Here is a 23,368-nt window from a genome sequence, read left to right as displayed (position 1 = left end):
CCTCTTGGATTCCTGTTTTTTGTTCTCTACTTTATGATACTATAAAATTACAAATATTTATCAACTTTGACAATCTGTTGTTAAAAAGTTCAAATTTGATTCATACTTATTGTTGATTTACACAAAACACAAGCCGAAGAGTCCGCTCGATTCCCTCAAAATGAATCTTGTCCCGCTTATGAGATCTCACTATAATTAGAAAATAAATGTTCTGAAAACAACAAGTGCAAAGAAAGGCAGGTGACGAAGTTCATATTGAGGAGGGGACAGTTCCCTTCTAAAAGGAGTGAAATTCGATGGCGGAACATATCCAGGCTTTTTGCAGGCGCCGCCTGCGGACCAGGGAGGACGTGGATTACTTTGTTGTCCTTTGCCTGACGGTTTCCGTTTTTCTTTCGGTATACACGGCGGTGGCTGCCTGCGCGGCAATCGCTGTGGCAACGATGATGAGCTATGAGCGGCGCAGGCGTGCTCTGGCTTCCCCGCATGCGAAACTGCTGCTGGGTTTTTTGCTGGTTCCCTTTTTTGTATCGGCCATGTACGATAATATCCTGGGGCTTTTGGCGTCTTTTGCGCTGTACGCGGTTGTTATCTGCGGCCTGTATGTGCGCAGCGTCATGACACGCCGTCTGTTTGCCCGGATGTTGGATCTGTGCTGCCAGTGCAGTGTGGGATGCTTTGTGCTGGCCCTGGTGCAGAAGCTGGCCGCCTATCCGTCCGCACCGGATTACCGTCCGGTTTCCACCTTCACCAATGCCAATTATTATGGTGCAATTGTGGAAGTGATGCTGCTGATTTGTCTGTATCGCTGTGTAACGAACCGCCCTGCGCGGAAATGGTATCTGGCAGCGGCCTGCATCAATCTGGGAGGCTTATATCTGACGGGCAGTATGTCGTCCGCGGCAGCGGCCTGTGTGGGAATTCTGGTTTTTCTGGCCTTGCAGCACCGCCGCCGTCTGGCAGTTTTATTCTGCATCGGCGCGGCGGGTGTTCTGGTTTTGATCACCTGCTTCCCGTTCCTTTTCCCGCGTGTGGAGTCGGTGGATGTCGCATGGGATCAGCGCTTTTCCATCTGGCAGACCGCACTTCGGGCAATTGTGGATCATCCTCTGTTTGGTCAGGGGGCGGTGGCATATCACAGGGCCGCAATTCAATATGGCGGTTATATGACTTATCACAGCCATAATCTTTTGATTGATTTGGTGCTGAATTTTGGGATCGCCGGCCTGCTGGTTATTGGGTATTACGCATTCCAGCAGGGCAGGCTGCTTCTCCTGCGTTTTCGCAATCGGATCGGCAATACTTCCAATGTGCTGATGGTTGCCGCACTGTCCTCCATGCTGGTTCATGGGGTCACAGACGTGACGGTTTTCTGGCCTCAGACAGGGATGCTGATGTTTTTTATCCTTTCGTCCCTCAGTGTCGGTGCGGAGTTTCTTGAGCGTGAGATCGAACCCCGTTCCCTTACGATTTCCGCCGCCTTCCGGCTGCGGCCCTGAGTGGATTTTCGTTTTCCGCTTGCATGAGCGGGCGTTTCGCTGTACAATGAGGACAGTCGGAAACGCCCGCTTTTTTTGCCGGATATCCCCATGTTGTGAAAGGAAGGAAGCAGCACATGAAAAAGCTTTTGGTTGTGGTGGATTACCAGAATGATTTTGTAAACGGTTCTCTGGGGTTCCCCGGAGCGGAAGCGCTGGAAGAGACAATTTGTGAAAAGATCCGGGCGTATCAGAAGGCCGGAAATGATGTGGTTTGTACGCTCGATACCCATGGAGAGGATTACTCTGAAACGCAGGAAGGGCACAAGCTTCCTATTCCGCATTGCCTGCGCGGCACACAGGGCTGGGAATTGTATGGGAAAACAGCTGAGCTGCTGAAAGACTGCCGGAAATTTGAAAAGCCTGTGTTCGGCAGCGCCGGGCTTTTTGAGTTTCTGCGTGAGACGCCATATTCTTCCATTGAGCTTTGCGGACTGGTGAGCAATATCTGCGTGATATCCAATGCCGTGCTGGCCCGTACCGCTCAGCCGGAAGCAGAGATTGTAGTGGATGCTGCCTGTACGGCATCGAATGATCCCGCGCTGAATGAAGCGGTTCTTCGTGTTCTTGAGGGATTGCAGGTAACGGTTCTGCATCACGGTTCCTGATCCTCATGTTTCCTGCGATTGACGCCTGTTTCTTTTGAAGATTTTCCCGAAAAATGTCTTGCATTTCCTTTCTGGTCATGCTATAATATAACTCACCGCTGAGAAAAGCGGCGTTTTATGGGCCTGTAGCTCAGCTGGGAGAGCGTTCGGTTCGCATCCGAGAGGTCAAGGGTTCGAATCCCTCCAGGTCCACCATAAAATCAAAACGGTATAGATGCCACTGGCGAAAAGCCAGTGGCATCAACCGTTTCCGGGCTTTTTCAGCTCGAAAATTTACGGATGATTCCATAAATGCCAACCGCTGTTTCCCCCTAACTGGTGGGATTCGAACCCCCTCTTCTCGAAGGTTGGCAACACCAGAAACCATGTAGCGCCCTTTTTGAAAATTGATGCTTCAAAAAGGGCGCTATTTTTCTGCCAATAGAATACACAAAGTTTGGGGCGTCAATTTGTTGGTCGTGATGGACCAATAGGTTGGCGCCCTTTTTCGTTTTCAGGCAATTTCAAAAAGGGCACTAAATATCAGGAGGTAGTAAATGAATCAAGAACAGTTTTTTCAGGAGCTTCGCACCGCTCTTCACCGTGAGGGATTCACTCCGCAGCCGGAACAGGATGAATTGCTTCCTGTGGAGTGGGATGGTCTCCCCCTCTGCCGGATCACAGCGGACGGAGGCGTTCGCTACTGGCAGGAGGATGTAGCGACACCAGAACGGGAACGAGCCTGTGAGCGAGCCACCGATCTGGCCTGCACCGTGCGGGAGTACATGACGCTGCTGGAACAGGCTCCGCCCCTGCAAGCTCAAAGCTTGACCGGTGACTACCGCCTGCTGGCTGACTTCAACGGAGCCGTGCTGGCTGCCCATCCCACCCGGCTTGGCGTCCAATTCGTCACATGGGACTGGAGCTTCGACCGTACAGGTCTCAACCAGGGCAATTACTTTCAGGAAAACTATGCAGGTGCCAAGCAGGACTTCGCCATCCGCGCCGGCCTCATTTCCAAACAGCAAATCTTCAATCAGGAACAGCTTATCGAAATCTACCACTGCTGCTCCGACACCTTGGACGCTGGTTTTGACTTGACTGCTGAGCAGGAAAAGTGCATCCGGGGCGTTCAGGAGCAGATTGCCATTGCAGCTCCCGATGCTCTGAATCGCATAAGGGAGCAGGAGCAGCACCCCATGGAACCCTACAGTCAGAAACCGATCATGTAATATTCAGGCGCCGGAGTTTTAGAAATAAGACTCCGGCGCTTTTTTATTGCCTCAAACCAGACAGGAGGATTAAAGATTGGATCAAAAGAACGAACAAAAAGCGCCGCTGCGCATCAAAAATCTGGCTGAGTTGAAACGCTGTATCCGCCCCGGGACAGAGTTGGTGGCAACCAGCCATAGCAAGCACCCTGCCCTGGTCGGGCTTGTGCGGGCGGTGACTGAGGTTCAGACCAACGCTTACTATTCCGTGGTCAAGGATCAGCCGTCTCATCAGTATTCGACCTGTAATTACGGGAAGGGATTCCGCTCTGATTTCGAAAAGGCATCCAACTATTTATTTGAGGGCACGACCATCAAAGTCCTTGACCGCAGAAGCGGTGATGGCAGCGTGCTGTACGAAATGGAGCTTTATCCGGGCGAATGCCTTATTCCCGGCCAGAAAAGCGATATGGAGGAGGATGAGGAAATCAGAGAAGACGGTTGCGAAATCAAGCAGGAAGGGATGAGTATGACCTTATGACACGCTACTTCATGCGGGATACACCGCTGTGCCAGATGGAACAGCAGATGATGACCCCGCCCTATTTCAAGCCCAGGGGCCATGGCCGATACTATCCCAGTTTCAAATATAGCAGAGATGACATGGAGTGCCCATACTGCATGAACTTCAGACGAAAGCATCCCTGCCCTTTGGAGCAGTGCGTCTGTCTGGATGAACGGATCGTGGCCGGTGCGATTGACCTCAACGAGTTTGTCAGGGATTGCTTCTTCCCTGAAGCGGGAGTGCAGCTTCAGGCCCGCTTAGAGAGGAGTTTCAATGGCTGCTCCATTGGATTTTTCCTGAGCGATAGTCATCGGGAGCGTTGGCAGCACTGGCGTGCGCGTTGCTATCGAATGTCAGACCGTAATCTGGCCGCGCTGTTTCTCCTCACGGCGTATGGGGACATCTGGCGCAGGATGATCTGGAAGTTTGATGCCAGTGGGTTTGACTTCCAATCTGTCCAGCTCGCCGGCATCCAACCGGAGCTGTACAGTGTTTATCAGGCGGCCAAAGCCATCTCCACCGGCAGCCGCAATATCACTCTTGCCGATCTCGCATCCCCCGAATTGGTCACAGATGAGGCGTTCCACCTGATTGTCTGCGCTCTGCTTCTGGCTAAGTACGGAGATGCGATTTTGAATTTTGAAGGAAAGTAAGGTGATGCAATGTGATGATGGAAGCAGTTCTGAGCAACGCCGACCACCCGGAATACGGTGTTGCGACGATCCCTCTTCCCATTCCCAGAAATCAGTACGACCACTGCGTTTCGCTGTTGGAGGCACTGGAGATCGGCGGTGCCTCTGAAGCCGACTGCCGCTTGGACTCGCTCGACAGTGCCTGGCCTGTGCTGAATCGGCTGGTATGCACCAAGGTCAACCTTGATGAGTTGGACTATCTGGCAAAGCGGCTGGACAGCTTTACTGTGGGCGAGTTTTCGCAATTTCAGGCAATGGCTGAAAAGCTGAATCTCGCCAGCATGAAGGATCTCATCAACCTGACCTTTTGTTGTCAGCAGGCAACAGTGATTACGGACTTCACAAATTTAAAGGAGATTGGCCGTGACCACTACATGAACATCCACGGCGGCTGCGCAAGCATGGAAGAATTGGAGCAGTTGGACGGAGCGGAAACCGCCATTCTGCTGATTGAGGACAATGAGGGAACCGTCACCCGCTATGGCGTGGTCTATGACAACGGCATGCAGCTTTCACAGCTCTATGATGGAAAACACCTGCCCTGCTACCACTATGAGGCCGATATGACTGCTGTCGGGATATCCACCCGGTGGGAGCCGGAGAACAGCAGGAATGTGACCTGGATCTATCTCCCTGCATCAAAAGGACAAATTGAGCGCGCCATGCAGCGTTCCGGCATTGCTGACCCAAAGGATATGCGCCTCTTTATAGCTGACAGTTCATTCCCAGAGGAAGTGGATGTAGCACTGGACTTCCAGTGCGATAACATCCACGAACTCAATGAGCTGGCGCTGGCTGTGGAGAAGTTTTCGATTCATGACCGCAAGAAGTTGGGAGCGGCAGTAAGCATGGCCAAGCCGGAAAACGCCAGCCAGATCCGCCGCCTGGCGGAGAACATGGATCTGTTTGAATTCGCCCCCGGTGCGCACACCCCCGCGGAGTACGGGAAATACATGATCCAGAAATCCGGCCATTTTGAGTATGACCCCAATCTGGACGAGTTTTATGACTACGAGCGGTATGGCCTGCAGCACATGGACTATCAGTCGGGCGTGTTTACTGACCGCGGCTACATCGCCTATGTCGGCACAGTAGATCTGGAGGAACTGATGGCAGAAGATCCGATGGATCAGTGCCAGCGGGAACAGGGGGTTCAGATGGGAGGAATGACATGATCCAACTTTTCATGAAACGAAGTGGGAGTCCTGTCATTGTCCCGCTCAATTTGCCCGCATCTCATGACGCTATGACAGAAGCGGCCAGCCAGCTTGATGAGGCCAGCAGAGCAGGAAAAACAGAGATCGTCGAGATCAAAAGCGTGATCGCCAATCTGCCGTCGTACCTCAGCGGACTCGACCCTGGTTCCAGAACGCAGCTTGCACAGCTGAATCAGCTTTCGAGCATCATTGCCAAAATGGACTCCCGCGAACGGAACATCTATGCCGGCGCCTTGGATGGCAACAGCATCAATGATCTGAACGATATGATTCGTGTGGCGGAACAGGTGTCGGACTATATCCTCATTCCCAATGTCAATTCAGATGTGACGCTTGGCCGTTATGTCGCTGTTGCCGGTCAGATTCAGGGCGATCCCAGATTCCCCGAAGCAGCCTGGCCCTACCTGGACTTCGCAAAAATCGGCGCAGAATACTATGCCGAGCATGGCGGTGTCTATACCTATGCCGGCTATGTGCTCCGCAAGCAGGATGATGAGCTTGTCAGAGAGAAAAAATCGAAGATCCAGCTTGGCCTCTCCTCTTCCCAAGCGCAAGTGAGTATCTGCCTTCCGGCAACGAAGGAAGAATTGGAGCGAGTAAAAAGAACACTGGGAATCGATTGTTTTGCAGAGGCAGCAGTAACCAAGGTGTCGTTTTCCGTTCCCTATATGGACGAGCACATTCCCACTACAGGGGTCTGCGTGGAAGATGCAAACGAATTGGCTTGGGCCATTGAGGGGATGCAGTGTGAAGATGGTGAACTGCTGAAATATCTGTCGGTTCTTTCTGTGGAGCAGCCGGGGACTATGCAGGAGGCTCTCCGCTGTGCCATGAATCTGGACGACTATGAGCGCATTCCGGAGGACACTTACGAATACGGGCAAGCAGTCCTTCGGCGCATCGGTGCTGATGACGAGCTGATTGATACCATCGATGGGTATATGGATTTTGAGAAGTTGGGTGAGGACACTATGGCGGAGGAAGGAGTCCGGCGAACCGAGTTTGGCCTGATCCGCCGATGCAGCAGCCCCTTCGCTGAGGAAACCCAGGCGATGGAGATGGGAGGCCTTTCCTGATGCCCCGTGAAACCGATCTGCTCCGCGTAAAGCTGGTGGCGCACACCCTCCTCGATGTGCAGATCCAGGAAACGGCCCTCTCCCCGGTGATCGTCAGCCACCCCTTCACATCTTCTGGGATTTCCGCACTTCGGAATGAGGATGGGAGCCTCTCCATGGTCGACCTGATCAACAATTCGGATGACTGCACAAGGTGGCGCAGAAAGGTTGGAGAGCAGATCGACAGCGCCGAAAATGTCCATCAGATCTTCGTACTGCTCAACCCGCCCTAGTATCTGACTTTTATCAAATTTGCCGCCTCCGCTCTCTCAGAGAAGGATCTGGGACAGCTCTTATCCACCGCCTGGACCCAGGAGGAATGCCCCAATCAGGACTGCAATGTGAGCAAACGAGAACTGGTGGCCTTGTTCCGATCCGTCCCTCCGGAGTTCCTGATGGACGAGGAGGAGCGCGCCGCACACCAGGCGCTGGAGGATACGGTGACGGTCTATCGGGGCGTTACCCCCTACAACGCCAAAAATATCAGTGCGTTGTCCTGGACACTGGACCGGAAAACGGCGGACTGGTTCGCCCACCGCTTTGGTGAGGAGGGAACGGTGTATGAAGCGCAGATTCGGAAGGAACACATCCTGGCTCTGTTCACAGGCAGGAATGAAAGCGAGGTCATCGTAGACCCGCGGCACTTGGAACAGATCATGGAGTCCCCGGAGCCGGGATTTGATATGCAAATGACCTGAACGACATGATCCGATGATTGGGAGGAATGTAAATGAAGAAGAAAATCATGATCACAGTAGCATCTCTGGCAGCACTGGGAGCCGCTGTCGCCGGCTATCTCCACTTCTCCGGCAGGACGCCTTTTGGTCATAGCTATTTCCGCTGACCTGTGGTATTGTTCCGCATGAGGAGGTGAAGCAAATGACCATTTCTTTATCGGAACAGTTGGAGGGTGACATCAAAGCATATCTTCACAAGACTTTTGGGACATATTTCTCCAGCCTTGATGAAAGATTTGCCGCAGATATTAAGGAAGATGTCATCAACGCATCGGATTTCCATCATGGATATTACAACGATGATGACATCTCCATCGCATTCCAGCGAGTAACCCTGGGGAGGATGGGACATCCTGATTGGCAAATTTACCACTCCTGTACGGATACGGAGGTGAATACCATGAAGCAGAATGTAAAAGTAAATACACCGATTCACATCAGGCCCGCTTCTCCCGAGGAAGCGGGCCTCTTTTATTCGGAACTCGAGGAGGCTGCCGACAAGAAGCTGGGTACGGTCGGCCATGTGCGGATGGACTTCGGATCTTCCGGAAAAGGATTCTACCACACCTGGTGGCCTCACAACGACGACCAGTTCAACACTGAGGAATTCAAGGGTGAGCTTCAGGAAGTCGTGGATATGCTTCGGGCTGATGGGCCGCTCAAGGATCTGGCTTCGATGAGAAGCTACTGCTATCGGAACGGCGGCGGAATTACGCAGGATGGCCGGTGCTTCGGCTATATCGTGGAAACCGAGCATTACCGCTACTGCCTGCGCTGCACCCCTTCCCCTGGGGACTATCAGGGCTATCTCTACTGCTACGACCTGCGCCAGCAGCAGATGGCCCAGCAGGCAAAGCCTGTGGGCCGGGTCACCTATGCCAGCGGTGAGCAGACGGAATTTACGGACGCCACAGCATTCCTCCAGACCATCCGGGAGGAACTGCCCTATATGGCCACTACCGGCTTCCGCTACAAGCTCCTGACCGAGAACCCGGACATCTGCAAAGCGGTGGATGATATCCTGCTGGACTTTGCCGGAGAAGATAACCCAAGGCGAGCCTGTAATTACGGCCTGACGGAAAAGGGCATCAAAGCCATGCAGGACGCCGCCAACACAACTCTGCCCCTTACCTACGCCTGGTTCGTGATCACCGACTGCAACACCTCCGGAGAACATATCTTCCGGGATCTAACCTTGGAGGAGGCTATCCACACCTATCTGGACAGCGACCGACCGGAGAAGCGGATTGGCGTCACCAAAGACGGAATCGCCACGGTGGATCTGGTACGCTCTCTGGATGGGGAACAGCAATTCTTCACAGACCACTTGAAGCTGGACAGCTTCAAGTGCGACCCGGAGGTCGCAACCGCAGTAGAAACGCTCCGATTGGAGTTGGAGCAGAATACGCCCCAGCAGGGCATGACAATGGGAGGATTATCATGAGAGAAATTCCGAGAGAGTGGTTGGAATTCCTGCGGGAACAGTTCCCCGCAGGTTCGAGGATCAAGCTCAGGGAGATGAAAGACCCCTATGCCCCGCTGGAGCCGGGCAGTATGGGGACTCTGGACTACATCGACGACGCAGGGCAGTTCCACATGAAGTGGGATAACGGCAGAACCTTGGCGCTGACCATCGGAGAGGACAGTTTCTCTGTGCTGCCACCCGAGCCTACCACGCTGAAGCTGTATATGCCCCTGACCGCCGATCTCTATACTCGCAACGAGTACGGAGAGATGGAGGATGACTGCACTCTGCTGGACGGAAGGTCGCTGCGTGCCTATGAGGGTGAGATCCTCAGAGCTCTGATCAACAACCGAATGCCGGAAGAATCCGAGAGCGGCATCATGCACTGGTATGGCGAGGATGACAGCGTCAACCAGAAGGTCAAATCTGTCGTGTTCACCGTCGAGGATCGAAACGGCCAGCTCTGGGGCGTTGCCGAGTGCCGTGTGGTCGGCACCCTCACACCGGAGGAACTGACTACCCTGAAGGCGTACATCTCCGGTCAGGCGTCGGACGGCTGGGGCGAAGGCTTTGAACAGCGGGATATCTGCGCCGGCGATGACGAGCTGTATGTCCATCTGTGGAGCGTGGAGGACGATTGGGACATCCAGACCGAGGCGGAACGTTTCGCTCCCAAAGTGGCGGAGGGGCTGCCTGAGATGTGCTTCTCCACCCTCAAGTCTACCGGCGACCTCATCTGCATCCGCCGAGGCGAAAACGGCTACTACCCCTCCGACTGGGACACCGGAGACAAGGAGCAGAATGTGGAGCTGGCTGACAAGTTGAACGAGCGGCTCGGCGTCAACATGTGGCAGCGCCAGGCCATGGAGGTGGGCAGTATGTGCGGCTGGGATGTCCCCGGCGCTGATCCCACCAAATATGAGGAGGACTACAGGCCCCAGATGGGAGGGATGACCCCTGAATGAAGTATTCCGTGTGGAGCTGTTCGGAGAGAAGACGGATCGGTGGTGCGAGCTGGAGCTTCCGGCCAGCTACTATGGTCTTCAGGATGCGCTGGACAAGCTCCAGATGCCCTTGGGCGACAAGCCGAGGTGGGAATTTCTTGAACACCACGGCTTTCAGTTCCTCCATGTTCATCTGACCCATGAATGTGATCTGTATCAGCTCAATGCGCTGGCAACCTGCCTGGGACAGATGAACGGCAGAGAAAAAACTGCCTTCGAAGGGCTGTTCAACATGGAGGTGTCCAAGAAATACGGTCCCATCAGCGTTGCCACCATGATCGACCTGGCCTACAGCACAGACTGCTGCCATGTGATCAACGCCACAACAGACGAGCAGCTCGGCAGGTTCTATGCGGAGAACGATTTCATCCCTGCTCTGGAAAAAGTTCCGGATTCCATCTTCGAGTATCTTGACTTTGAGATGCTCGGAAGAAAAGCCAGGTTTGAGGAGGGCGGCGTTTTCGCAAGCGGCGGTTATGTCACGCAGCACACCGAGCTGAAGCAGGTATATGACAGCCTGGCCTTGATTCCCGAAGCGCCGGAATATAGCATCCGCCTGACGGTCGGCAGGTATCCCTTCCACTCCGATGAGCAGCCGGATAACATGATGTGCCTGGATCTGCCCGCCACGCAGGAGCGGCTGGACGCCGTGCTGGAGGCTTGCGGAGGCGCCTCCTGGTCGGAAATGGTTTTTCAGGTGGAGGACAGCGCGATGCCTGCGCTTCTGGAAAACATGGACTGCGACAATATCCATGGACTGAACGAGTTGGCTAAATGCTTCAAGGAGCTGAGCACACAAGGAGAACTTTCCAAATTCAAGGCAGTTATCCTTGCGGCGGATTGTCACGATATTGCTGCCGCTGTTCAGATTGCAGAAAATCTGGATGACTATCTGCTCGAGCCTGATCAGCGAAACCCCGAGGAGGTAGCCATAGAGGAACTTCGCTTCATTGTGGATGAGCATTCCCGGTCCATTCTGCAGAAGCACGTCGTCCTCTACAACTATGGTCAGGATGTCATGGCAGCACATAACGCTCTGCTGACCCCCTACGGGCTGGTTCAGCGCAGAGATGGCGAACCGATCCTCAGCGAAGAAACGCAGGCAGAGAATGCCGGAATGGAGATGATGTGATGGCGAGTCCGCAAGCCAGACAGCTTCTTGACCTGTTGGACGGATTTGAAATGACCAAATCCCAGCACGACTGGCTGGAACGGCGGTTTGAAAACATGACGGTAAAAGAAAGCCTCCTGTTCCGTGGGGCGATGCAGATCGAGTGCCCGCAGATGACCTGCGATGTGATGCTGATTGCGAGCCAGCTGGATCACTACGAGCTGTTCTATGGCGCCGGGGACGATGTTCAACTGGGCAAATTCATCATGGAGCAGATCCAACGTCCCTCCGATCAAGCGCGGGAGTTTCTTGACCCAGAGAAAGTGGGCGCAGCATATCGCCAGAAGGGCGGGAACACTTTCTGTGATGGACATTTCATCAAGGTCACCTCTCTGATCGATCCATTTCTGGACGGCGATCCTTCGATGAACCCCGACAAAGGCGATTTTGCAATCCGGGTCAAACTGGCCAGCCGAACCAACATGGACGGCGTGTGGGTGGGCTTTCCGGACACCGGCGAGCACATGGATGTCGCCCATCCGGACGAGCTGCTTCTGGCGCTGGATGAGCTGGAAGCGGAGTCCCTAACTGAGTGCATTGCCGTGGATGTGGACTGCTGCCTCCCGCAGCTGGAGGACATCCTCTCCCAGTATGGCTCGGCATCGGAACTTGTTCGCCATGCCATCGACTTTGGTTACATCTGGAGCGAACAGGGCCAAGGAGAACCCAGATGGGTGGATAAATTTATGGCGGTTATGGAACTGGAGGACTGCCGCCGCCTGGATTACGCCTTGGATCTGGCGCAGAACCTCCACTGCTACCACTTCATGCCCCGTGACATGGATCTTGCCGATTACGGAAAAGAGCTGGCAAAACGGGATGGCATCTATCCCAAGGACGAACTGCTCGCCTCCTGCTTTGACGCTGAGGGCTATGCCAATCAGAGAATGAAGCGCATGGGCTTGTCCGCCGCAGAACATGGGTTTGTATCCTGGAATGGCACAGAACTCAATTTTGAGTACAGTCAGCCGGAGATGCAGCCGACCATGTCCATGTGAAAAACCTTCGTACAGACCAGGCTCTGCCATAACGGAGGTGATGAAAGAAGAAAAATCAAATAGCCTGAAAGTTACAGGGGCCGTTACCCGAAAGGGACGAACGGCCCCTTCTTTTTGTGCTCTTTCCGGGTAACTGTCCCGGAAAGGAGTCTTCATGACGACGGACAACCCTATCGCCAAACACTTGAAGGAGTTTCACTGCGGTGAGCTGAGAGTCGTCCCCAGCCGTGAGCTGGAGGCCGCTTTTCAGATCCGCGGACCCGACCTGCGACGGTTGATCAACAGCCTGCGCGGGGATGGCATCCCCATTTGCAGCTCTGATGCCGGCTACTATTACGCCGGCACCGAGGAGGAGCTGCGGAGGACAATCCGTCAGCTCCGAAGCAGAATCAAGAAGATTGCCCATGCGGAGCGCGGCCTCACAAAAGCGTTGGAACAATTCACCGACAGCGGACAGATATCCCTTCCACTGGAGGGCGGTGATACCGCTTGAAAAGCTTCATCCCCTGGGTGGGCGGTAAAAGCAAGCTGCTGTGGCTGATCCGAAAGCTGTCTCCCTCGCGGTATTCCCGATTTATCGATGTGTTCGGCGGCAGCGGAACGGTGACCCTGAGCCGTCCCATCCAACCGGGATGTATGGAGGTCTACAACGACTTCAACAGTGACCTGACCAACCTGTTCTGTTGTGTCAAGAACAGAACTATGGCACTGCTTCAGGAGCTGGGCTTTCTGCCGCTGAACACCCGTGACGATTTCAATGTGCTGTATAAGTTCTTCTCCAAAGAGGAATTCACCGATGACTATCTGAAAGAGGAACTGGAGCTGACCCAGCGGTATCTGGAACCGCCGGATGCCGAAACCATCCGAAGGATGATGCTGGAACGGGCGCCCCGCGGAGATGTGCGGCGCGCTGCCGACTTTTTCAAGCTGATTCGATACAGCTTCAGCGGCGGCGCCAAGTCCTTTGCCGGAAAATCCTGCGATATTCGCCGTTTCTTCTATCTGATTTGGGAATGCTCCCGCAGACTGGCAAATGTCGTCATTGAAAACAAGGACTATGGGGAGATTGTCCAGCAGTATGACCGGCCAGACGCATTCCTTTATTTTGATCCGCCCTATTACGATGCCGAGGACTGTTATGCGGCGGTGTTTCCCAAGGAAGATCATCAGCGTCTCCACGACGCTCTTCTGGAGTGCAAGGGATATGTCATGGTGTCTTACAACTACTGCCCCTTCATTGTGGAGCTGTATAAGGAGTTCTACATCTTCTACACCACACGCCCCAACAGTATGTCCCAGACGGCTGGAAGCGAATATGAGGAGATCGTCATTACCAACTACGACCCCCGCCGCCACGATTCCACAAGGCATTGGCAGCTCAATCTTTTCAACCTGTCTGCCGCGGACGAGGAGGAAGGGAGATACACCCTGATCCATGAACCAACAAAAGAACTCAAACAGAAAACGGAGGAATGAACATGACTTTTATCAAGTACACCAATGACGGCAAGGCCGTCATCCAGCCGGCGGCCCTCACCCTGAGTGGTCTGGAGCAGGAGGAAACGCTGGAGATGCATACCCTGGAAAACGCCATTGTCCTGCTCAAGCAGGAGATGGAGCCGGTGGAGAAAGCCGCCGCTATGATGGCGCTGATTCGGCTGACCAACAGCCTGTGGGCGGATATGATGGCCGGATGGGAGGATCAGGAGGGCGATGCGGACCCGTGCGGCGGTTGTTCTGGTTGCGGCGAGGATATGCTGCCCATTCCTGCGGAGGCCTTTGCGGATGCCGGCATTCTGCACGACAACCTCCGTGTGGTCAGCGTGGACGGCGCTGTTCTGGTGGTTTCCGATGATCACAAGACCAAGTGGGCGGCCGAGCTGGACAAGAGCCTGGAACAGCTCGGCATCGACAGGGCCGGTTTCGAGAAGCTGGTCAAGGCAGTCATGGAGCTGGATGAGGACGAGGGCGATGACTAAGGATCACGCTTATCTCTATCTCGGCTCTGTTTCCGAGGCCAGGCGGCAGAACGAACTGGCTCTCTGGCGGGCAAGCCACTTGGAGAACATCTCCTGTAAGCAGGCTATCGAGGAGGCCATCCGCAGGGGCTTTGATGGGATGCATCTGAGTCACGACTGCGCCAGGGGCGTCATCGAGGACTTTGGCTTCAAGCGTGTGGGATGGGTGCTGGCCGCCACGCTTCAGCAAAAGCAGTACGATGGACGATTCAGCCCTCAAAATAAAACATGGGCGGCATCCACCTTCATCCCTCCCAGCGACCGCAATTACGAGTTTTCGGTGGAGAGTCACCCCGCTGTGCTGGACGGTTTTGTCAGCGCCTTCCGGGAAGCACAGGCAGAGTTGAACCTGTTTAACAGTTCTCACTGCAACGATATGACCGGGCAGGAGCTGGAGGGCAAGGTGCTGGTCATGAGTCCGTTCACGCTGAAGGAGTCCTATTGGGCGCCGGAGAATCAGCTCTGGCTGGCCACCGGCGGCTTCGGCTGCGCCCCCAGCGCCGCAGGCAGAGCGGTATACGCCACCTGCCTCGGTGACGGGGAGCGAACCCGGTGGAACCGGAGCGATTTCATCGGCATTCTCAAGGAAGAACATCTGCCCGACTGGGCAAGAGAAAGCCTGGAACAGATCCGGCAGGAAGATCCTGCCGAATCTGCCGGCATGACAACCCCATCCATGTGAGTGAAAGGAGCTTGATTACCATGGCGACAACCAAGAAGAAACAGCAGGAAACCACCACGCCCCAGGTGGAGGCGCGGATCGACCGTCTGGTGGACGGAGATTTCAAGACCAAAGCTTTCGCCAGCGCCACCATCGGTGGGGCCTTTGCCGTCCACGGCATCCGGGTCATCGAGTCTGACAAGGGCCGTTTCATCTCCATGCCCCAGGACTCCTACAAGAAAAACGGTGAAACCAAGTACAACGACACCTTCCATGCCATCACCGCTGAGGCCCGGAACGCTCTGGTGGACGCCGTCAACGATGCCTACGAGCAGAAGCTCCAGGAGCAGCAGGAGCAGAAAGGCGACGCTCCCGACCAGGCCATGAGCCAGCAGATGTGAGTCGCTCGCCCCGAAGGGAGGTGATGTGATTTTGGTTCGCTTCACAATTGATAATCGCAACCGCCTGATTTTCTACGGCAACACGGTGGGCTATGTGAAGGGCGATGCCGCTGTTGTGGACGAGATGTTCCAGACGGATGAGCTGTCCCGCTACCTGGCCCGGTTGAATCTGACGCCTCAGTGGAAGGAAGGCGTATTTGACCGTCTTGCAGCCGGAGAGGCGCCCGGCGATGAGCTGGGGCAGCCGCAAAAAGGCTGCCGCATCTGGCAGCTCCGGAAAGGCGTGGATGTCACCATGCGCTTTATCGGATATGAGGATTTGATAAAGCGGTTCGGAGAACCGGACGCAGATAATTATACGCAGGTCTTTGACGGCGATCTGGGTACCAATGATCTGGAGCAGATCTACGCCATCTGCCGTGACAATCCGCCTCCCGGATACCAGGGCTACCGGATGGCTCTGTCCGATGTGGTGGAGCTGTACGATGATTCCGGCAGCGAGTTCTTCTACTGCGACCGCGTGGGCTTCCGACCCATCCAATTCGACCAGCGTCAGGAGCAGAACGAATGCCACGAAATGACCATGTAGTCCGGGAGGATATAAGCCGCCCGGATTTTCCTTTGCCCAGCCGAGGCCGGGGGCCTCCCCAACCGCATCCCATGATCTCTTTCCAGCCAACAAACTACCAAAAATCATTTTTAATTACAGGAGGAATGTACCTTATGAAGAAGCTGTTCAAGAATATCGCCAAGTCCGCCAAGTCCGCCGCCATCAACTGCCAGACCTCCATCGCCGCCTTCCACCGCCGCGCCGTCTGCGGCAACGCCGGTGAGGGCTATATCGATACCGCTGTCAAGGTGCTGATCGCCGTTGTTCTGGGCGCCCTGGTGCTGGCCGGCCTGTATGCTGTGCTGAACGACACCGTCATGCCCACCGTCACGGAGCGTATCCAGGAGATGTTCGACTACGCTGGCTGATGCTTTGGGTACAGGCGCTGGTCTTCTGCGGTGGACTCATTTATGCCGCCGTTGATGACCTGAAAACCAGAACGGTCTGCGACATCGTCTGTATCATCATTGCTACGGCGGGGCTGATCACCATCAGCCCCGCCTCCTTTTTGGGGGCGCTGCTGGCAATGGCCCCATTTTACCTCTGTGCAGGTCTCGGCCTGATGGGGGGAGGCGACTGGCGGTTAGCCGCCGCCGTAGGCTTTGTTCTGGGATTTGACCGGGTAATCACAGGCTTGTGTCTTATGGCCGCTGCGCTCCTTTTCGCTTCCTTTGCTATGCGGGTAATCCCAGCACTGCGGAAGGGTGCATCGGCAAAGCAGCCGCTGGTTCCGTATTTCGCGGTGGCTTTCATCCCCGCATATTTCTTATAAGGAGGCTCATATGAAAATTTTTCGCAATCGCACCGTGGTCGGTGTGCTGTGTATCCTTCTGGCACTCCTCATCTGCTTTGGAGTAACGCCTTTGTTCAGCCGCAGCGCCAGCGAGAAGGCTGAGATCGTCCGCGTCACTGCCGACATCAAGGAGGGCGACGAAATCACTGCTGAGATGGTGCAGACCGTGGAGGTGGGCGCCTATAACCTGCCTTCCGGCATTATGACAGACAAGGATGACGTCGTCGGCAAGTACGCCACTGCCGACCTGAAAGTGGGTGACTACATTCTGGACAGCAAGCTCTCCTATGAGCCCGCCGCTGAGAATGCCTATCTGTACAATCTGGACGGCACCAAGCAGGCCATCTCGGTCACCATCAAGAGCTTCGCCACAGGTCTGTCCGGCAAACTGGAAAGTGGCGACATCGTTTCTGTCCTTGTGGCCGACTACAAGGGTATGGGCGAAACTGTGATCCCGCCCGAGCTGCAGTATGTTGAGGTCATCTCCGTTACCGCTTCCTCCGGTTACGATGCCAACACCGGCGAGGCTGTTGAGGATGAAAAGGAGCTTCCCTCTACCGTTACCCTCCTGGTGACTACCGAGCAGGCCAAAGTTCTGGCCGGACTGGAGCAGGAAAGCGAACTGCACTTGGCTCTGGTCTACCGTGGCGCACCTGAGAATGCGGATGAATTTATTGCGGCACAGGACGCTCTGATCGAGGAACTGTACGCCGAGCCGGAGGCCGAGGAGGGCGCTGAAAATGCGGAAAGCGCTGAAACCGTGGAAAGTGAGGGTGCTGATCCTGCCGCAGAGAGCGAGGCGGCTGGAGAATGAATTTCATCAAAGGAAGCCTGTTTCGTCGAAACACTGAGCCGGAGGAACTGGAACCTGTTGTGGAGTCCGGTGGCGGCGTTCTCGCCGTATGGGGAAGCCCCGGCTGCGGCAAAACCGTAACCGCGGTGAAGATCGCAAAGCATCTGGCGTCCCAGAAGAAAAATGTGGCACTGCTGCTCTGTGACATGACTGCCCCCATGATGCCCTGCATCTGCCCGCCCTCTGAGCTGGAGTGTGACAAATCCCTGGGAAGCATCTTTGCGGCCCAGCGTATCTCCGTCAACCTCATCAAGCACAACCTGACCACCCACAAAAAGATGTCCTATCTGACCATGCTGGGGCTGAGAAAGGGCGAGAATGAGTACACCTATGCGGCTTGTACCAAACAACAGGCCGAGGAACTCATCCGCGGTCTGCGTGAGATCGCTCCCTATGTGGTCATCGACTGCTCCAGCTATATCGCCAATGACATCCTCTCCGCCGTGGCGCTCATGGAGGCCGACAGCGTCCTCCGGCTGGCCAACTGCGACCTGAAATCCATCGGCTACCTGTCCAGCCAGCTCCCGCTCCTCCGGGAACTGCACTGGGACGAGGACAAGCAGTATAAAGCCGCGTCCAATATTAAGCCCCTGCAGGCTGCCGACCGCATCGGTCAGGTGCTGGGCAGCGTTGCTTTCAAGCTGCCGTACTCTCAGGAACTGGAGGAGCAGTATCTGGAGGGGACGCTTCTGAATGACCTGTCCATGAAGGACAGCAAGGCGTTTCGCCGGGAGATTGAGAAAATCTGTAAGGAGGTGTTCTGATGCTTGGCGACAGAAGAAACCACTCGTTATTCGCCCCCGCCGCGGCCACCTCCGTACCGGAGTCAAAGCCGGAACAGGCCGAGGTGCATGACATCGCCTTTGAGGAGGATACCGGCCGGTCCATCTTTGCGGAAAGCAAAGTGGCGCCCAAGGCAAGCGACCTCTTCTTCGCTCCCCTGGACAAAGGGATGCCTTTTGCAGAGGTACTCAGTCAGGTGCAGTCCTACCTCTCCGGTACCTATGCCACTCTGATTACCGACAGCGGCGATGAGGCCAAGGAGCAGATGAAGCGCCGCATTGCCCGATACCTGCAGGACAACCGTATGGCTGTGGATGGCATGACTCAGGGCGAGCTGGTCGATGCCCTGTATACGGAAATGGCCGAGTACGGCTTCCTCACCAAGTACATCTTTGCAGACGGCATCGAGGAGATCGACATCAATTCCTGGCGTGACATCGAGATTCAATATTCCGATGGCCGCACCGTCAAGCTGGATGAACACTTTGACTCGCCGGACCATGCCGCCAATGTCATCCGCCGTATGCTGCAGAACTCCGGCAAGGTGCTGGACAACGCCAGTCCCATCATTACCTCCCGTCTGGCCAAGAACATCCGTGTTTCGGTCATCAAGACCCCGGTGCTGGACGAGGATGCAGGTGTTGCGGCCTCCATCCGAATCGTCAATCCCAAGAATCTGACCAAGGAGGACTTTGTGGGCAGCGGAACTGCTACGGAGGAAATGCTGGACTTTCTGTCCGCCTGCCTGCGCTATGGCGTGTCCATCTGTGTGGCTGGCGCCACCAGCTCCGGCAAAACCACCGTGGCTGGCTGGCTTCTGTCCACTATCCCTGACCGCAAGCGAATCTTCACCATCGAGGACGGCTCCCGTGAGCTTCAGCTCATTCGGGAGCAGAACGGCAAGGTGGTCAACTCCGTCGTTCACACCCAGACCCGTGACAGCGAGAATGAGCGCCAGCGCATCGACCAGATCGCACTGCTGGACATTGCCCTTCGTTTCAACCCCGACATCATCGCGGTTGGTGAGATGCGCGGCCCGGAGGCCAATGCTGCCCAGGAAGCCGCCCGAGTCGGTGTAGCCGTTCTCACCACCATCCACTCCAGCTCCAGCGAGGGTACCTATCGGCGCATGGTGTCCCTGTGCAAGCGGGCCGTGGATACCCCCGACGATACACTCATGGGCTATGTCACCGAGGCGTATCCCATCGTGGTCTACTGCCGCCAGCTGGAGAACAAACAGCGCCGTATCACCAATATCTCCGAGTGCGAGATCCTGCCGGACGGAAGCCGCAGGCTCCATAAGCTCTATGAGTACAACATCACGGAAAACCGTCTGGAGGGCGACCGTTTTATCATCGAGGGACATCACCAGAAGTGCGAGGAGCTGTCGGAAAGCCTGCAGCGCCGCTTCATCGAAAACGGTATGTCTCGCAGTGAGCTGGAGCAGTTTATCCAGAGAAAGGAGGCATCTGCGTGACAACCATCCAACTGATTGCCTGTGTGGGCATGATCGCCGGGCTTTTTATGGTGCTGAACATCTCTCCCAGCGAGCTTTGCGACAGCATCTTCTCCAGACTGACGGCAGCTCCCGGCAGCATCCGCGCAGACATCAATGAGACAACCAAGCGGAAAAAGGCCGGTTTCTTTCGTCGGGAGATCACGGAAGCCCAGGCGGTATTGGCCGCATCCGGGCGGGAGGGAAAATTCCCCATGGTGTGCATGGCCTCCCTGGTGCTGTTTGCCCTTGGCGCCTGCATCGCCATTCTCGCCGGGAACGCATTCCTTGTCCCCGTGCTGGCCGTCGGATTTATGCTGGCGCCGTTCTGGTATGTCAAGCTGACAGCCGGCAGCTTCAAAAAGGATGTGGCCGCAGAGCTGGAAACGGCGCTGTCGGTCATCACCACCGCATACCTGAGAACGGAGAACTTCCAGCAGGCCGTAGAGGAAAATGTCCGCTACCTGCACCACCCGGTGCAGGAGGTGTTCCAGCGGTTTCTCGCCCGCATCAAGCACATTGACCCGGATATGGATGCCGCACTTCATGACTTGAAATATGCCATCGACAACGAGGTATGGCAGGAATGGTGTGAAGCCGTTTCTGCCTGCCAGACAGACCGCAGCCTGAAAAGCACCCTGACCCCCATAGTCAGCAAGCTGTCGGATATGCGGGTAGTCAACGGAGAACTGGAAAATCTGGTATACGGCCCCCGTAAGGAATTCGTCACCATGGCAATTCTGGTGCTGATCAATATCCCGCTGGTACGCTTTATCAACACGGATTGGTATCACACCCTGGTGGATACCATCCCCGGCCAGATGGTCATCGCCGTCTGCATCGCCGCTGTATTCGTGTCCTTTGCTTTTGTGGTGAAACTGACACAGCCCATCGAGTATCGGAGGTGAGAAAATGGGCGCACTTTTATTTCTGTTCGGCGCCGCATTGGCCGCCGGACTGTATTTTGTCCTTGCCGACCTGCTGAAAATCCCTCGGCTGGCTACGGAACGCGCGCTCATCTCTGCTGGGCGGCGGGAGCGTAGTCTGGTCAAATCTCTGGAAGCATTGATTCTCGGCTGGGCATTGAAGCTGGCCCCACTGATCCGGATGGATGAGTACAAGTACCGGCGGCTGGAGAACAAGCTCACAGCGGCGGGGCTGGATATGACCCCGCAGGTCTACACGGCCTACTCGCTTCTGAAGCCCTGCCTGATTCTGCTTGGCATCATCCCGTGCCTGCTGATCCTGCCCATCCTGAGCCCCCTCATCGTGGTGCTGGCCGTGCTGACCTGGTTCAAGGAGAGCCGCCGGGCTGACGAGCTGGTCAAGGCCAGAATGGAGCTGATCGAGGGCGAGCTGCCCCGGTTCGTCGCCACCATCCATCAGGAGCTGGCAGCCAGCCGGGATGTGCTGCGGATTCTGGAAAACTACAAGAAACACGCCGGACCGGACTTTGGTCGGGAACTGGATGTACTGACAGCAGATATGCGGTCCTCCTCTTACGAGGCGGCACTCATCCGCTTTGAGGCCAGAATGGGCTCTGCCATCATTTCGGACATCGTTCGCGGCCTCATCGGCATCCTCCGTGGCGACGATGGCCGGATGTATTTTCAGATGCTCTCCCACGATCTGAAAGCTCAGGAACTGCAGCGGCTCAAAGCCAAGGCCGCAAAGATCCCGCCCAAAATCCGGGTATTCAGCTTTATCATGCTCCTGTGCTTCATGATGACCTACATCGTCATCATTGTGTACCAGATCGTCAACTCCCTGGGGAGTCTGTTCTAAAGGAGGTCGCCATGAGAAAGTTACTGAAACGGCGCTCCGGCGAAGGCTATATCGATGTATGCGTCCTGGTGGTGTGTGCCATGCTGGTGCTGGCGCTGGTGGTCCGTGTGCTGCCGGTCTATATTACCAAACAGCAGCTGGACACCTATGCCGTGGAACTGGTGCGCGAGGCGGAGATTGCCGGCCGGGTCGGCACGGAAACCACCCGCCGTGCGGCGGCTCTTACCGACAGCACCGGGCTTGACCCTGAAATCCGGTGGTCCACCACCGGACGCATCCAGCTCAACGATGAGGTCACCGTGACCCTGACGCTGGAAACGGATATTGGTCTCTTCGGTGGGCTGGGCTCATTCCCCATTACGCTGACTGCGGAAGCCACAGGAAAGTCGGAGGTGTATTGGAAGTGAGAAAGCCCATCTTTCGCCGTCGCTCCGGCGAGGGCACCCCCATGATCCTGGCCATTGTGCTGGTCTTGCTGATGCTGTTCTGCGCTGTAGCAGAATTCTGCCGGATATGGATCATCGCCCAAGGCGTGAAAGAAGCCGCACAACAGGCAGTGATTTCCACCGTCAATGACAATTATGACGATGTGTACCACGCCGTGCGGGAGGGCTATGCCGCTGGATGGTATCCGGACGGTACGGGCCGCTGGGATGAGAGCATCGATACCGGCGATGTGTACGGCCAGCTCTCTGAAACGCTCGGCCTGGAAAATACAGCGGGCGGGTATCAGAAAATTTCGGACGGTGAGGTGGAATATACCATCTCCGACCTGTCCGTGGTTCTGGAAAATAACAGTCTCGGTTCCGGCCAGAGCGAGGGCTATACCGCACTGGTGGAGATCCATCTGGAGGTGCCCGTCCGGTTTCTGGGGAATCTTTTGCCCGCCGCCAGCATGACTTTGCACACGGAGGCCAAATATGTGCCTCTCTTCTGATCCATCCGGTCTTTTCAATAGACTTCCACAGAAAAATGTGGTATTGTCCCATTAACAAGAAATACACCAAGGAGGCATACACCATGACAGACAAGACAAAGAGGATCGTCCTCATCGCCGTCTGCTGCCTGCTCTGCGTTGCGGCGGCCGTTGGGATCGCCGTCCGGTTCGGCGGCAATGCCGATATTTCTTCCGGTGTGGTTTCCGATGATCCCACCCAGAGCGGTAATCCCAGTGTGGATATCGACAATAACGGCCAGACTGATCTGGATGTCCAGGTGGAAACGCCGGACGCATCCGAAACCGATCCCGCCCAGGGTGCGGACTCCAGCGGCCTGGAGCAGACCATCCAGGCAGATCCTGTAAAGCCGGAATCCCCCGAAAAACCGGAAGCACCCGCCGGCACCACCACGCTGCCGGATGACCACGACGGAACGGATGTGCCGGAGGAGGAGCGCAAGACCGAGGATGAGGCGCCGCCCACCTATGAGGAGACTCCCACAGTGACTCCCACCGAAACGGAGCCTGCCGCGGGAAGCACCAACAGCTCCGGTCAGGTCTATGTACCCGGCTTCGGCTATGTGGAAAACAGCGGTGAGAACCAGGGCGGCACTCTGGATGATATGTATGAAAACGGGAATAAGATTGGGATTATGGGTGGCGAGTAAGCTCCCCACATCCCCATGGCGCAGTCGGAAGCGGCTGCGCCCTTTTTTTGCCGAAAGGAGTCCT

Annotated in this window: 29 protein-coding genes and 1 tRNA gene; all 30 read left to right on the top strand. The window is 55.6% G+C overall.

The genetic code is table 11. The annotated features are described in order from the left end of the window. Positions 1-296 precede the first annotated feature (296 nt). The 30 genes from B5F35_RS05725 to B5F35_RS05585 all read left to right on the top strand — a co-directional run bounded on the left by B5F35_RS05725 (position 297) and on the right by B5F35_RS05585 (position 23,304). Entirely contained in the window at positions 297-1,499 is a 1,203-nt protein-coding gene (locus tag B5F35_RS05725; protein WP_087238932.1) for an O-antigen ligase family protein, read from the top strand. A 116-nt stretch (positions 1,500-1,615) separates the two neighbouring features. Next, positions 1,616-2,146 (top strand): cysteine hydrolase family protein, encoded by a 531-nt coding sequence (locus tag B5F35_RS05720; RefSeq protein ID WP_087238930.1) that lies wholly within the window; start codon positions 1,616-1,618, stop codon positions 2,144-2,146. Between the two features lie 119 nt (positions 2,147-2,265). Beyond that, positions 2,266-2,341: transfer RNA gene (locus B5F35_RS05715), tRNA-Ala, on the top strand. A gap of 341 nt (positions 2,342-2,682) precedes the next feature. Then, a complete protein-coding gene (locus B5F35_RS05710; protein WP_206423598.1) occupies positions 2,683-3,357 on the top strand; it encodes a hypothetical protein in 675 nt (224 codons plus the stop codon). Between the two features lie 76 nt (positions 3,358-3,433). Next, positions 3,434-3,877 (top strand): hypothetical protein, encoded by a 444-nt coding sequence (locus tag B5F35_RS05705; RefSeq protein WP_087238928.1) that lies wholly within the window; start codon positions 3,434-3,436, stop codon positions 3,875-3,877. Next, complete coding sequence (locus B5F35_RS05700; protein ID WP_087238926.1) at positions 3,874-4,554, top strand: hypothetical protein; 681 nt, start codon at positions 3,874-3,876, stop codon at positions 4,552-4,554. The genes B5F35_RS05705 and B5F35_RS05700 overlap by 4 nt, the downstream gene beginning before the upstream one ends. Before the next feature lie 14 nt (positions 4,555-4,568). Beyond that, positions 4,569-5,768: an antirestriction protein ArdA gene (locus B5F35_RS05695; protein ID WP_087238924.1), complete on the top strand. Its 1,200-nt coding sequence runs from the start codon at positions 4,569-4,571 to the stop codon at positions 5,766-5,768. Then, a complete protein-coding gene (locus B5F35_RS05690) occupies positions 5,765-6,886 on the top strand; it encodes a DUF6329 domain-containing protein (protein ID WP_087238923.1) in 1,122 nt (373 codons plus the stop codon). Before B5F35_RS05695 ends, B5F35_RS05690 begins: the two co-directional genes overlap by 4 nt. Further along, positions 6,886-7,158 carry a hypothetical protein gene (locus tag B5F35_RS19155; protein ID WP_242969416.1) on the top strand — a complete coding sequence of 91 codons (273 nt, stop codon included), beginning with the start codon at positions 6,886-6,888 and terminating at the stop codon, positions 7,156-7,158. Before B5F35_RS05690 ends, B5F35_RS19155 begins: the two co-directional genes overlap by 1 nt. Before the next feature lie 108 nt (positions 7,159-7,266). After that, on the top strand, positions 7,267-7,623 hold the full coding sequence (locus B5F35_RS19150; protein WP_242969415.1) for a hypothetical protein: 357 nt from the start codon (positions 7,267-7,269) through the stop codon (positions 7,621-7,623). A 181-nt stretch (positions 7,624-7,804) separates the two neighbouring features. Further along, entirely contained in the window at positions 7,805-9,106 is a 1,302-nt protein-coding gene (locus B5F35_RS05680) for a hypothetical protein (protein WP_087238920.1), read from the top strand. Further along, complete coding sequence (locus B5F35_RS05675; protein ID WP_087238918.1) at positions 9,103-10,092, top strand: DUF4314 domain-containing protein; 990 nt, start codon at positions 9,103-9,105, stop codon at positions 10,090-10,092. The genes B5F35_RS05680 and B5F35_RS05675 overlap by 4 nt, the downstream gene beginning before the upstream one ends. A gap of 10 nt (positions 10,093-10,102) precedes the next feature. After that, entirely contained in the window at positions 10,103-11,263 is a 1,161-nt protein-coding gene (locus B5F35_RS05670) for an antirestriction protein ArdA (RefSeq protein ID WP_087238916.1), read from the top strand. Further along, positions 11,263-12,300 (top strand): hypothetical protein, encoded by a 1,038-nt coding sequence (locus B5F35_RS05665; protein ID WP_087238915.1) that lies wholly within the window; start codon positions 11,263-11,265, stop codon positions 12,298-12,300. The genes B5F35_RS05670 and B5F35_RS05665 overlap by 1 nt, the downstream gene beginning before the upstream one ends. Before the next feature lie 154 nt (positions 12,301-12,454). Continuing rightward, the gene (locus tag B5F35_RS05660) at positions 12,455-12,793 is read left to right on the top strand and encodes a hypothetical protein (protein WP_087238913.1); all 339 of its coding nucleotides are present in this window, start codon (positions 12,455-12,457) and stop codon (positions 12,791-12,793) included. Continuing rightward, on the top strand, positions 12,790-13,776 hold the full coding sequence (locus B5F35_RS05655; RefSeq protein ID WP_242969414.1) for a DNA adenine methylase: 987 nt from the start codon (positions 12,790-12,792) through the stop codon (positions 13,774-13,776). The genes B5F35_RS05660 and B5F35_RS05655 overlap by 4 nt, the downstream gene beginning before the upstream one ends. Before the next feature lie 2 nt (positions 13,777-13,778). Continuing rightward, positions 13,779-14,279, top strand: a complete 501-nt coding sequence (locus B5F35_RS05650; protein WP_087238911.1) for a hypothetical protein — start codon at positions 13,779-13,781, stop codon at positions 14,277-14,279. Continuing rightward, positions 14,272-15,000, top strand: coding sequence for a DUF3849 domain-containing protein (locus tag B5F35_RS05645; RefSeq protein WP_087238909.1), 729 nt, complete (start codon positions 14,272-14,274; stop codon positions 14,998-15,000). The genes B5F35_RS05650 and B5F35_RS05645 overlap by 8 nt, the downstream gene beginning before the upstream one ends. Before the next feature lie 20 nt (positions 15,001-15,020). Further along, positions 15,021-15,380, top strand: coding sequence for a SpoVG family protein (locus B5F35_RS05640; RefSeq protein ID WP_087238907.1), 360 nt, complete (start codon positions 15,021-15,023; stop codon positions 15,378-15,380). A gap of 31 nt (positions 15,381-15,411) precedes the next feature. Beyond that, on the top strand, positions 15,412-15,969 hold the full coding sequence (locus B5F35_RS05635) for a YodL domain-containing protein (protein WP_242969413.1): 558 nt from the start codon (positions 15,412-15,414) through the stop codon (positions 15,967-15,969). 134 nt (positions 15,970-16,103) lie between these two features. Beyond that, entirely contained in the window at positions 16,104-16,358 is a 255-nt protein-coding gene (locus B5F35_RS05630) for a DUF6133 family protein (RefSeq protein ID WP_087238906.1), read from the top strand. Further along, positions 16,358-16,762 carry an A24 family peptidase gene (locus B5F35_RS05625; protein ID WP_087238904.1) on the top strand — a complete coding sequence of 135 codons (405 nt, stop codon included), beginning with the start codon at positions 16,358-16,360 and terminating at the stop codon, positions 16,760-16,762. Before B5F35_RS05630 ends, B5F35_RS05625 begins: the two co-directional genes overlap by 1 nt. 10 nt (positions 16,763-16,772) lie before the next feature. Then, on the top strand, positions 16,773-17,597 hold the full coding sequence (cpaB, locus tag B5F35_RS05620) for a Flp pilus assembly protein CpaB (protein WP_087238902.1): 825 nt from the start codon (positions 16,773-16,775) through the stop codon (positions 17,595-17,597). Then, positions 17,594-18,400, top strand: a complete 807-nt coding sequence (locus B5F35_RS05615) for a CpaE/TadZ family protein (protein WP_087238900.1) — start codon at positions 17,594-17,596, stop codon at positions 18,398-18,400. The genes cpaB and B5F35_RS05615 overlap by 4 nt, the downstream gene beginning before the upstream one ends. Continuing rightward, positions 18,400-19,896, top strand: coding sequence for a type II/IV secretion system ATPase subunit (locus tag B5F35_RS05610; protein WP_087238898.1), 1,497 nt, complete (start codon positions 18,400-18,402; stop codon positions 19,894-19,896). Before B5F35_RS05615 ends, B5F35_RS05610 begins: the two co-directional genes overlap by 1 nt. Next, positions 19,893-20,822: a type II secretion system F family protein gene (locus B5F35_RS05605; RefSeq protein ID WP_087238897.1), complete on the top strand. Its 930-nt coding sequence runs from the start codon at positions 19,893-19,895 to the stop codon at positions 20,820-20,822. Before B5F35_RS05610 ends, B5F35_RS05605 begins: the two co-directional genes overlap by 4 nt. Positions 20,823-20,826: 4 nt before the next feature. Beyond that, on the top strand, positions 20,827-21,699 hold the full coding sequence (locus B5F35_RS05600) for a type II secretion system F family protein (RefSeq protein ID WP_087238895.1): 873 nt from the start codon (positions 20,827-20,829) through the stop codon (positions 21,697-21,699). Between the two features lie 11 nt (positions 21,700-21,710). Then, positions 21,711-22,106 carry a DUF4320 family protein gene (locus B5F35_RS05595; protein WP_087238893.1) on the top strand — a complete coding sequence of 132 codons (396 nt, stop codon included), beginning with the start codon at positions 21,711-21,713 and terminating at the stop codon, positions 22,104-22,106. Beyond that, entirely contained in the window at positions 22,103-22,636 is a 534-nt protein-coding gene (locus B5F35_RS05590; protein ID WP_242969412.1) for a hypothetical protein, read from the top strand. The genes B5F35_RS05595 and B5F35_RS05590 overlap by 4 nt, the downstream gene beginning before the upstream one ends. A gap of 83 nt (positions 22,637-22,719) precedes the next feature. Continuing rightward, positions 22,720-23,304 carry a DUF6550 family protein gene (locus B5F35_RS05585; RefSeq protein ID WP_087238891.1) on the top strand — a complete coding sequence of 195 codons (585 nt, stop codon included), beginning with the start codon at positions 22,720-22,722 and terminating at the stop codon, positions 23,302-23,304. Positions 23,305-23,368 lie beyond the last annotated feature (64 nt).

Origin of the sequence: Anaeromassilibacillus sp. An200 (genome assembly GCF_002160025.1) — a bacterium.
Classification (GTDB): Bacteria; Bacillota; Clostridia; order Oscillospirales; family Acutalibacteraceae; genus Caccousia; species Caccousia stercoris.
This window is presented reverse-complemented; position numbering and strand designations above follow the sequence as displayed.

What these genes read in the sequence shown, in the direction of transcription:
- B5F35_RS05690 (WP_087238923.1), top strand. Translation starts at nt 5,765, where the DNA reads ATGATCCAACTTTTCATGAAACGAAGTGGGAGTCCTGTCATTGTCCCG.
- B5F35_RS05695 (WP_087238924.1), top strand. Translation starts at nt 4,569, where the DNA reads ATGATGGAAGCAGTTCTGAGCAACGCCGACCACCCGGAATACGGTGTT.
- B5F35_RS05615 (WP_087238900.1), top strand. Translation starts at nt 17,594, where the DNA reads ATGAATTTCATCAAAGGAAGCCTGTTTCGTCGAAACACTGAGCCGGAG.
- B5F35_RS05675 (WP_087238918.1), top strand. Translation starts at nt 9,103, where the DNA reads ATGAGAGAAATTCCGAGAGAGTGGTTGGAATTCCTGCGGGAACAGTTC.
- B5F35_RS19155 (WP_242969416.1), top strand. Translation starts at nt 6,886, where the DNA reads ATGCCCCGTGAAACCGATCTGCTCCGCGTAAAGCTGGTGGCGCACACC.
- B5F35_RS05610 (WP_087238898.1), top strand. Translation starts at nt 18,400, where the DNA reads ATGCTTGGCGACAGAAGAAACCACTCGTTATTCGCCCCCGCCGCGGCC.
- B5F35_RS05625 (WP_087238904.1), top strand. Translation starts at nt 16,358, where the DNA reads ATGCTTTGGGTACAGGCGCTGGTCTTCTGCGGTGGACTCATTTATGCC.
- B5F35_RS05680 (WP_087238920.1), top strand. Translation starts at nt 7,805, where the DNA reads ATGACCATTTCTTTATCGGAACAGTTGGAGGGTGACATCAAAGCATAT.
- B5F35_RS05630 (WP_087238906.1), top strand. Translation starts at nt 16,104, where the DNA reads ATGAAGAAGCTGTTCAAGAATATCGCCAAGTCCGCCAAGTCCGCCGCC.
- B5F35_RS05700 (WP_087238926.1), top strand. Translation starts at nt 3,874, where the DNA reads ATGACACGCTACTTCATGCGGGATACACCGCTGTGCCAGATGGAACAG.
- B5F35_RS05665 (WP_087238915.1), top strand. Translation starts at nt 11,263, where the DNA reads ATGGCGAGTCCGCAAGCCAGACAGCTTCTTGACCTGTTGGACGGATTT.
- B5F35_RS05720 (WP_087238930.1), top strand. Translation starts at nt 1,616, where the DNA reads ATGAAAAAGCTTTTGGTTGTGGTGGATTACCAGAATGATTTTGTAAAC.
- cpaB (WP_087238902.1), top strand. Translation starts at nt 16,773, where the DNA reads ATGAAAATTTTTCGCAATCGCACCGTGGTCGGTGTGCTGTGTATCCTT.
- B5F35_RS05650 (WP_087238911.1), top strand. Translation starts at nt 13,779, where the DNA reads ATGACTTTTATCAAGTACACCAATGACGGCAAGGCCGTCATCCAGCCG.
- B5F35_RS05585 (WP_087238891.1), top strand. Translation starts at nt 22,720, where the DNA reads ATGACAGACAAGACAAAGAGGATCGTCCTCATCGCCGTCTGCTGCCTG.
- B5F35_RS05640 (WP_087238907.1), top strand. Translation starts at nt 15,021, where the DNA reads ATGGCGACAACCAAGAAGAAACAGCAGGAAACCACCACGCCCCAGGTG.
- B5F35_RS05710 (WP_206423598.1), top strand. Translation starts at nt 2,683, where the DNA reads ATGAATCAAGAACAGTTTTTTCAGGAGCTTCGCACCGCTCTTCACCGT.
- B5F35_RS05595 (WP_087238893.1), top strand. Translation starts at nt 21,711, where the DNA reads ATGAGAAAGTTACTGAAACGGCGCTCCGGCGAAGGCTATATCGATGTA.
- B5F35_RS05645 (WP_087238909.1), top strand. Translation starts at nt 14,272, where the DNA reads ATGACTAAGGATCACGCTTATCTCTATCTCGGCTCTGTTTCCGAGGCC.
- B5F35_RS05725 (WP_087238932.1), top strand. Translation starts at nt 297, where the DNA reads ATGGCGGAACATATCCAGGCTTTTTGCAGGCGCCGCCTGCGGACCAGG.
- B5F35_RS05660 (WP_087238913.1), top strand. Translation starts at nt 12,455, where the DNA reads ATGACGACGGACAACCCTATCGCCAAACACTTGAAGGAGTTTCACTGC.
- B5F35_RS05600 (WP_087238895.1), top strand. Translation starts at nt 20,827, where the DNA reads ATGGGCGCACTTTTATTTCTGTTCGGCGCCGCATTGGCCGCCGGACTG.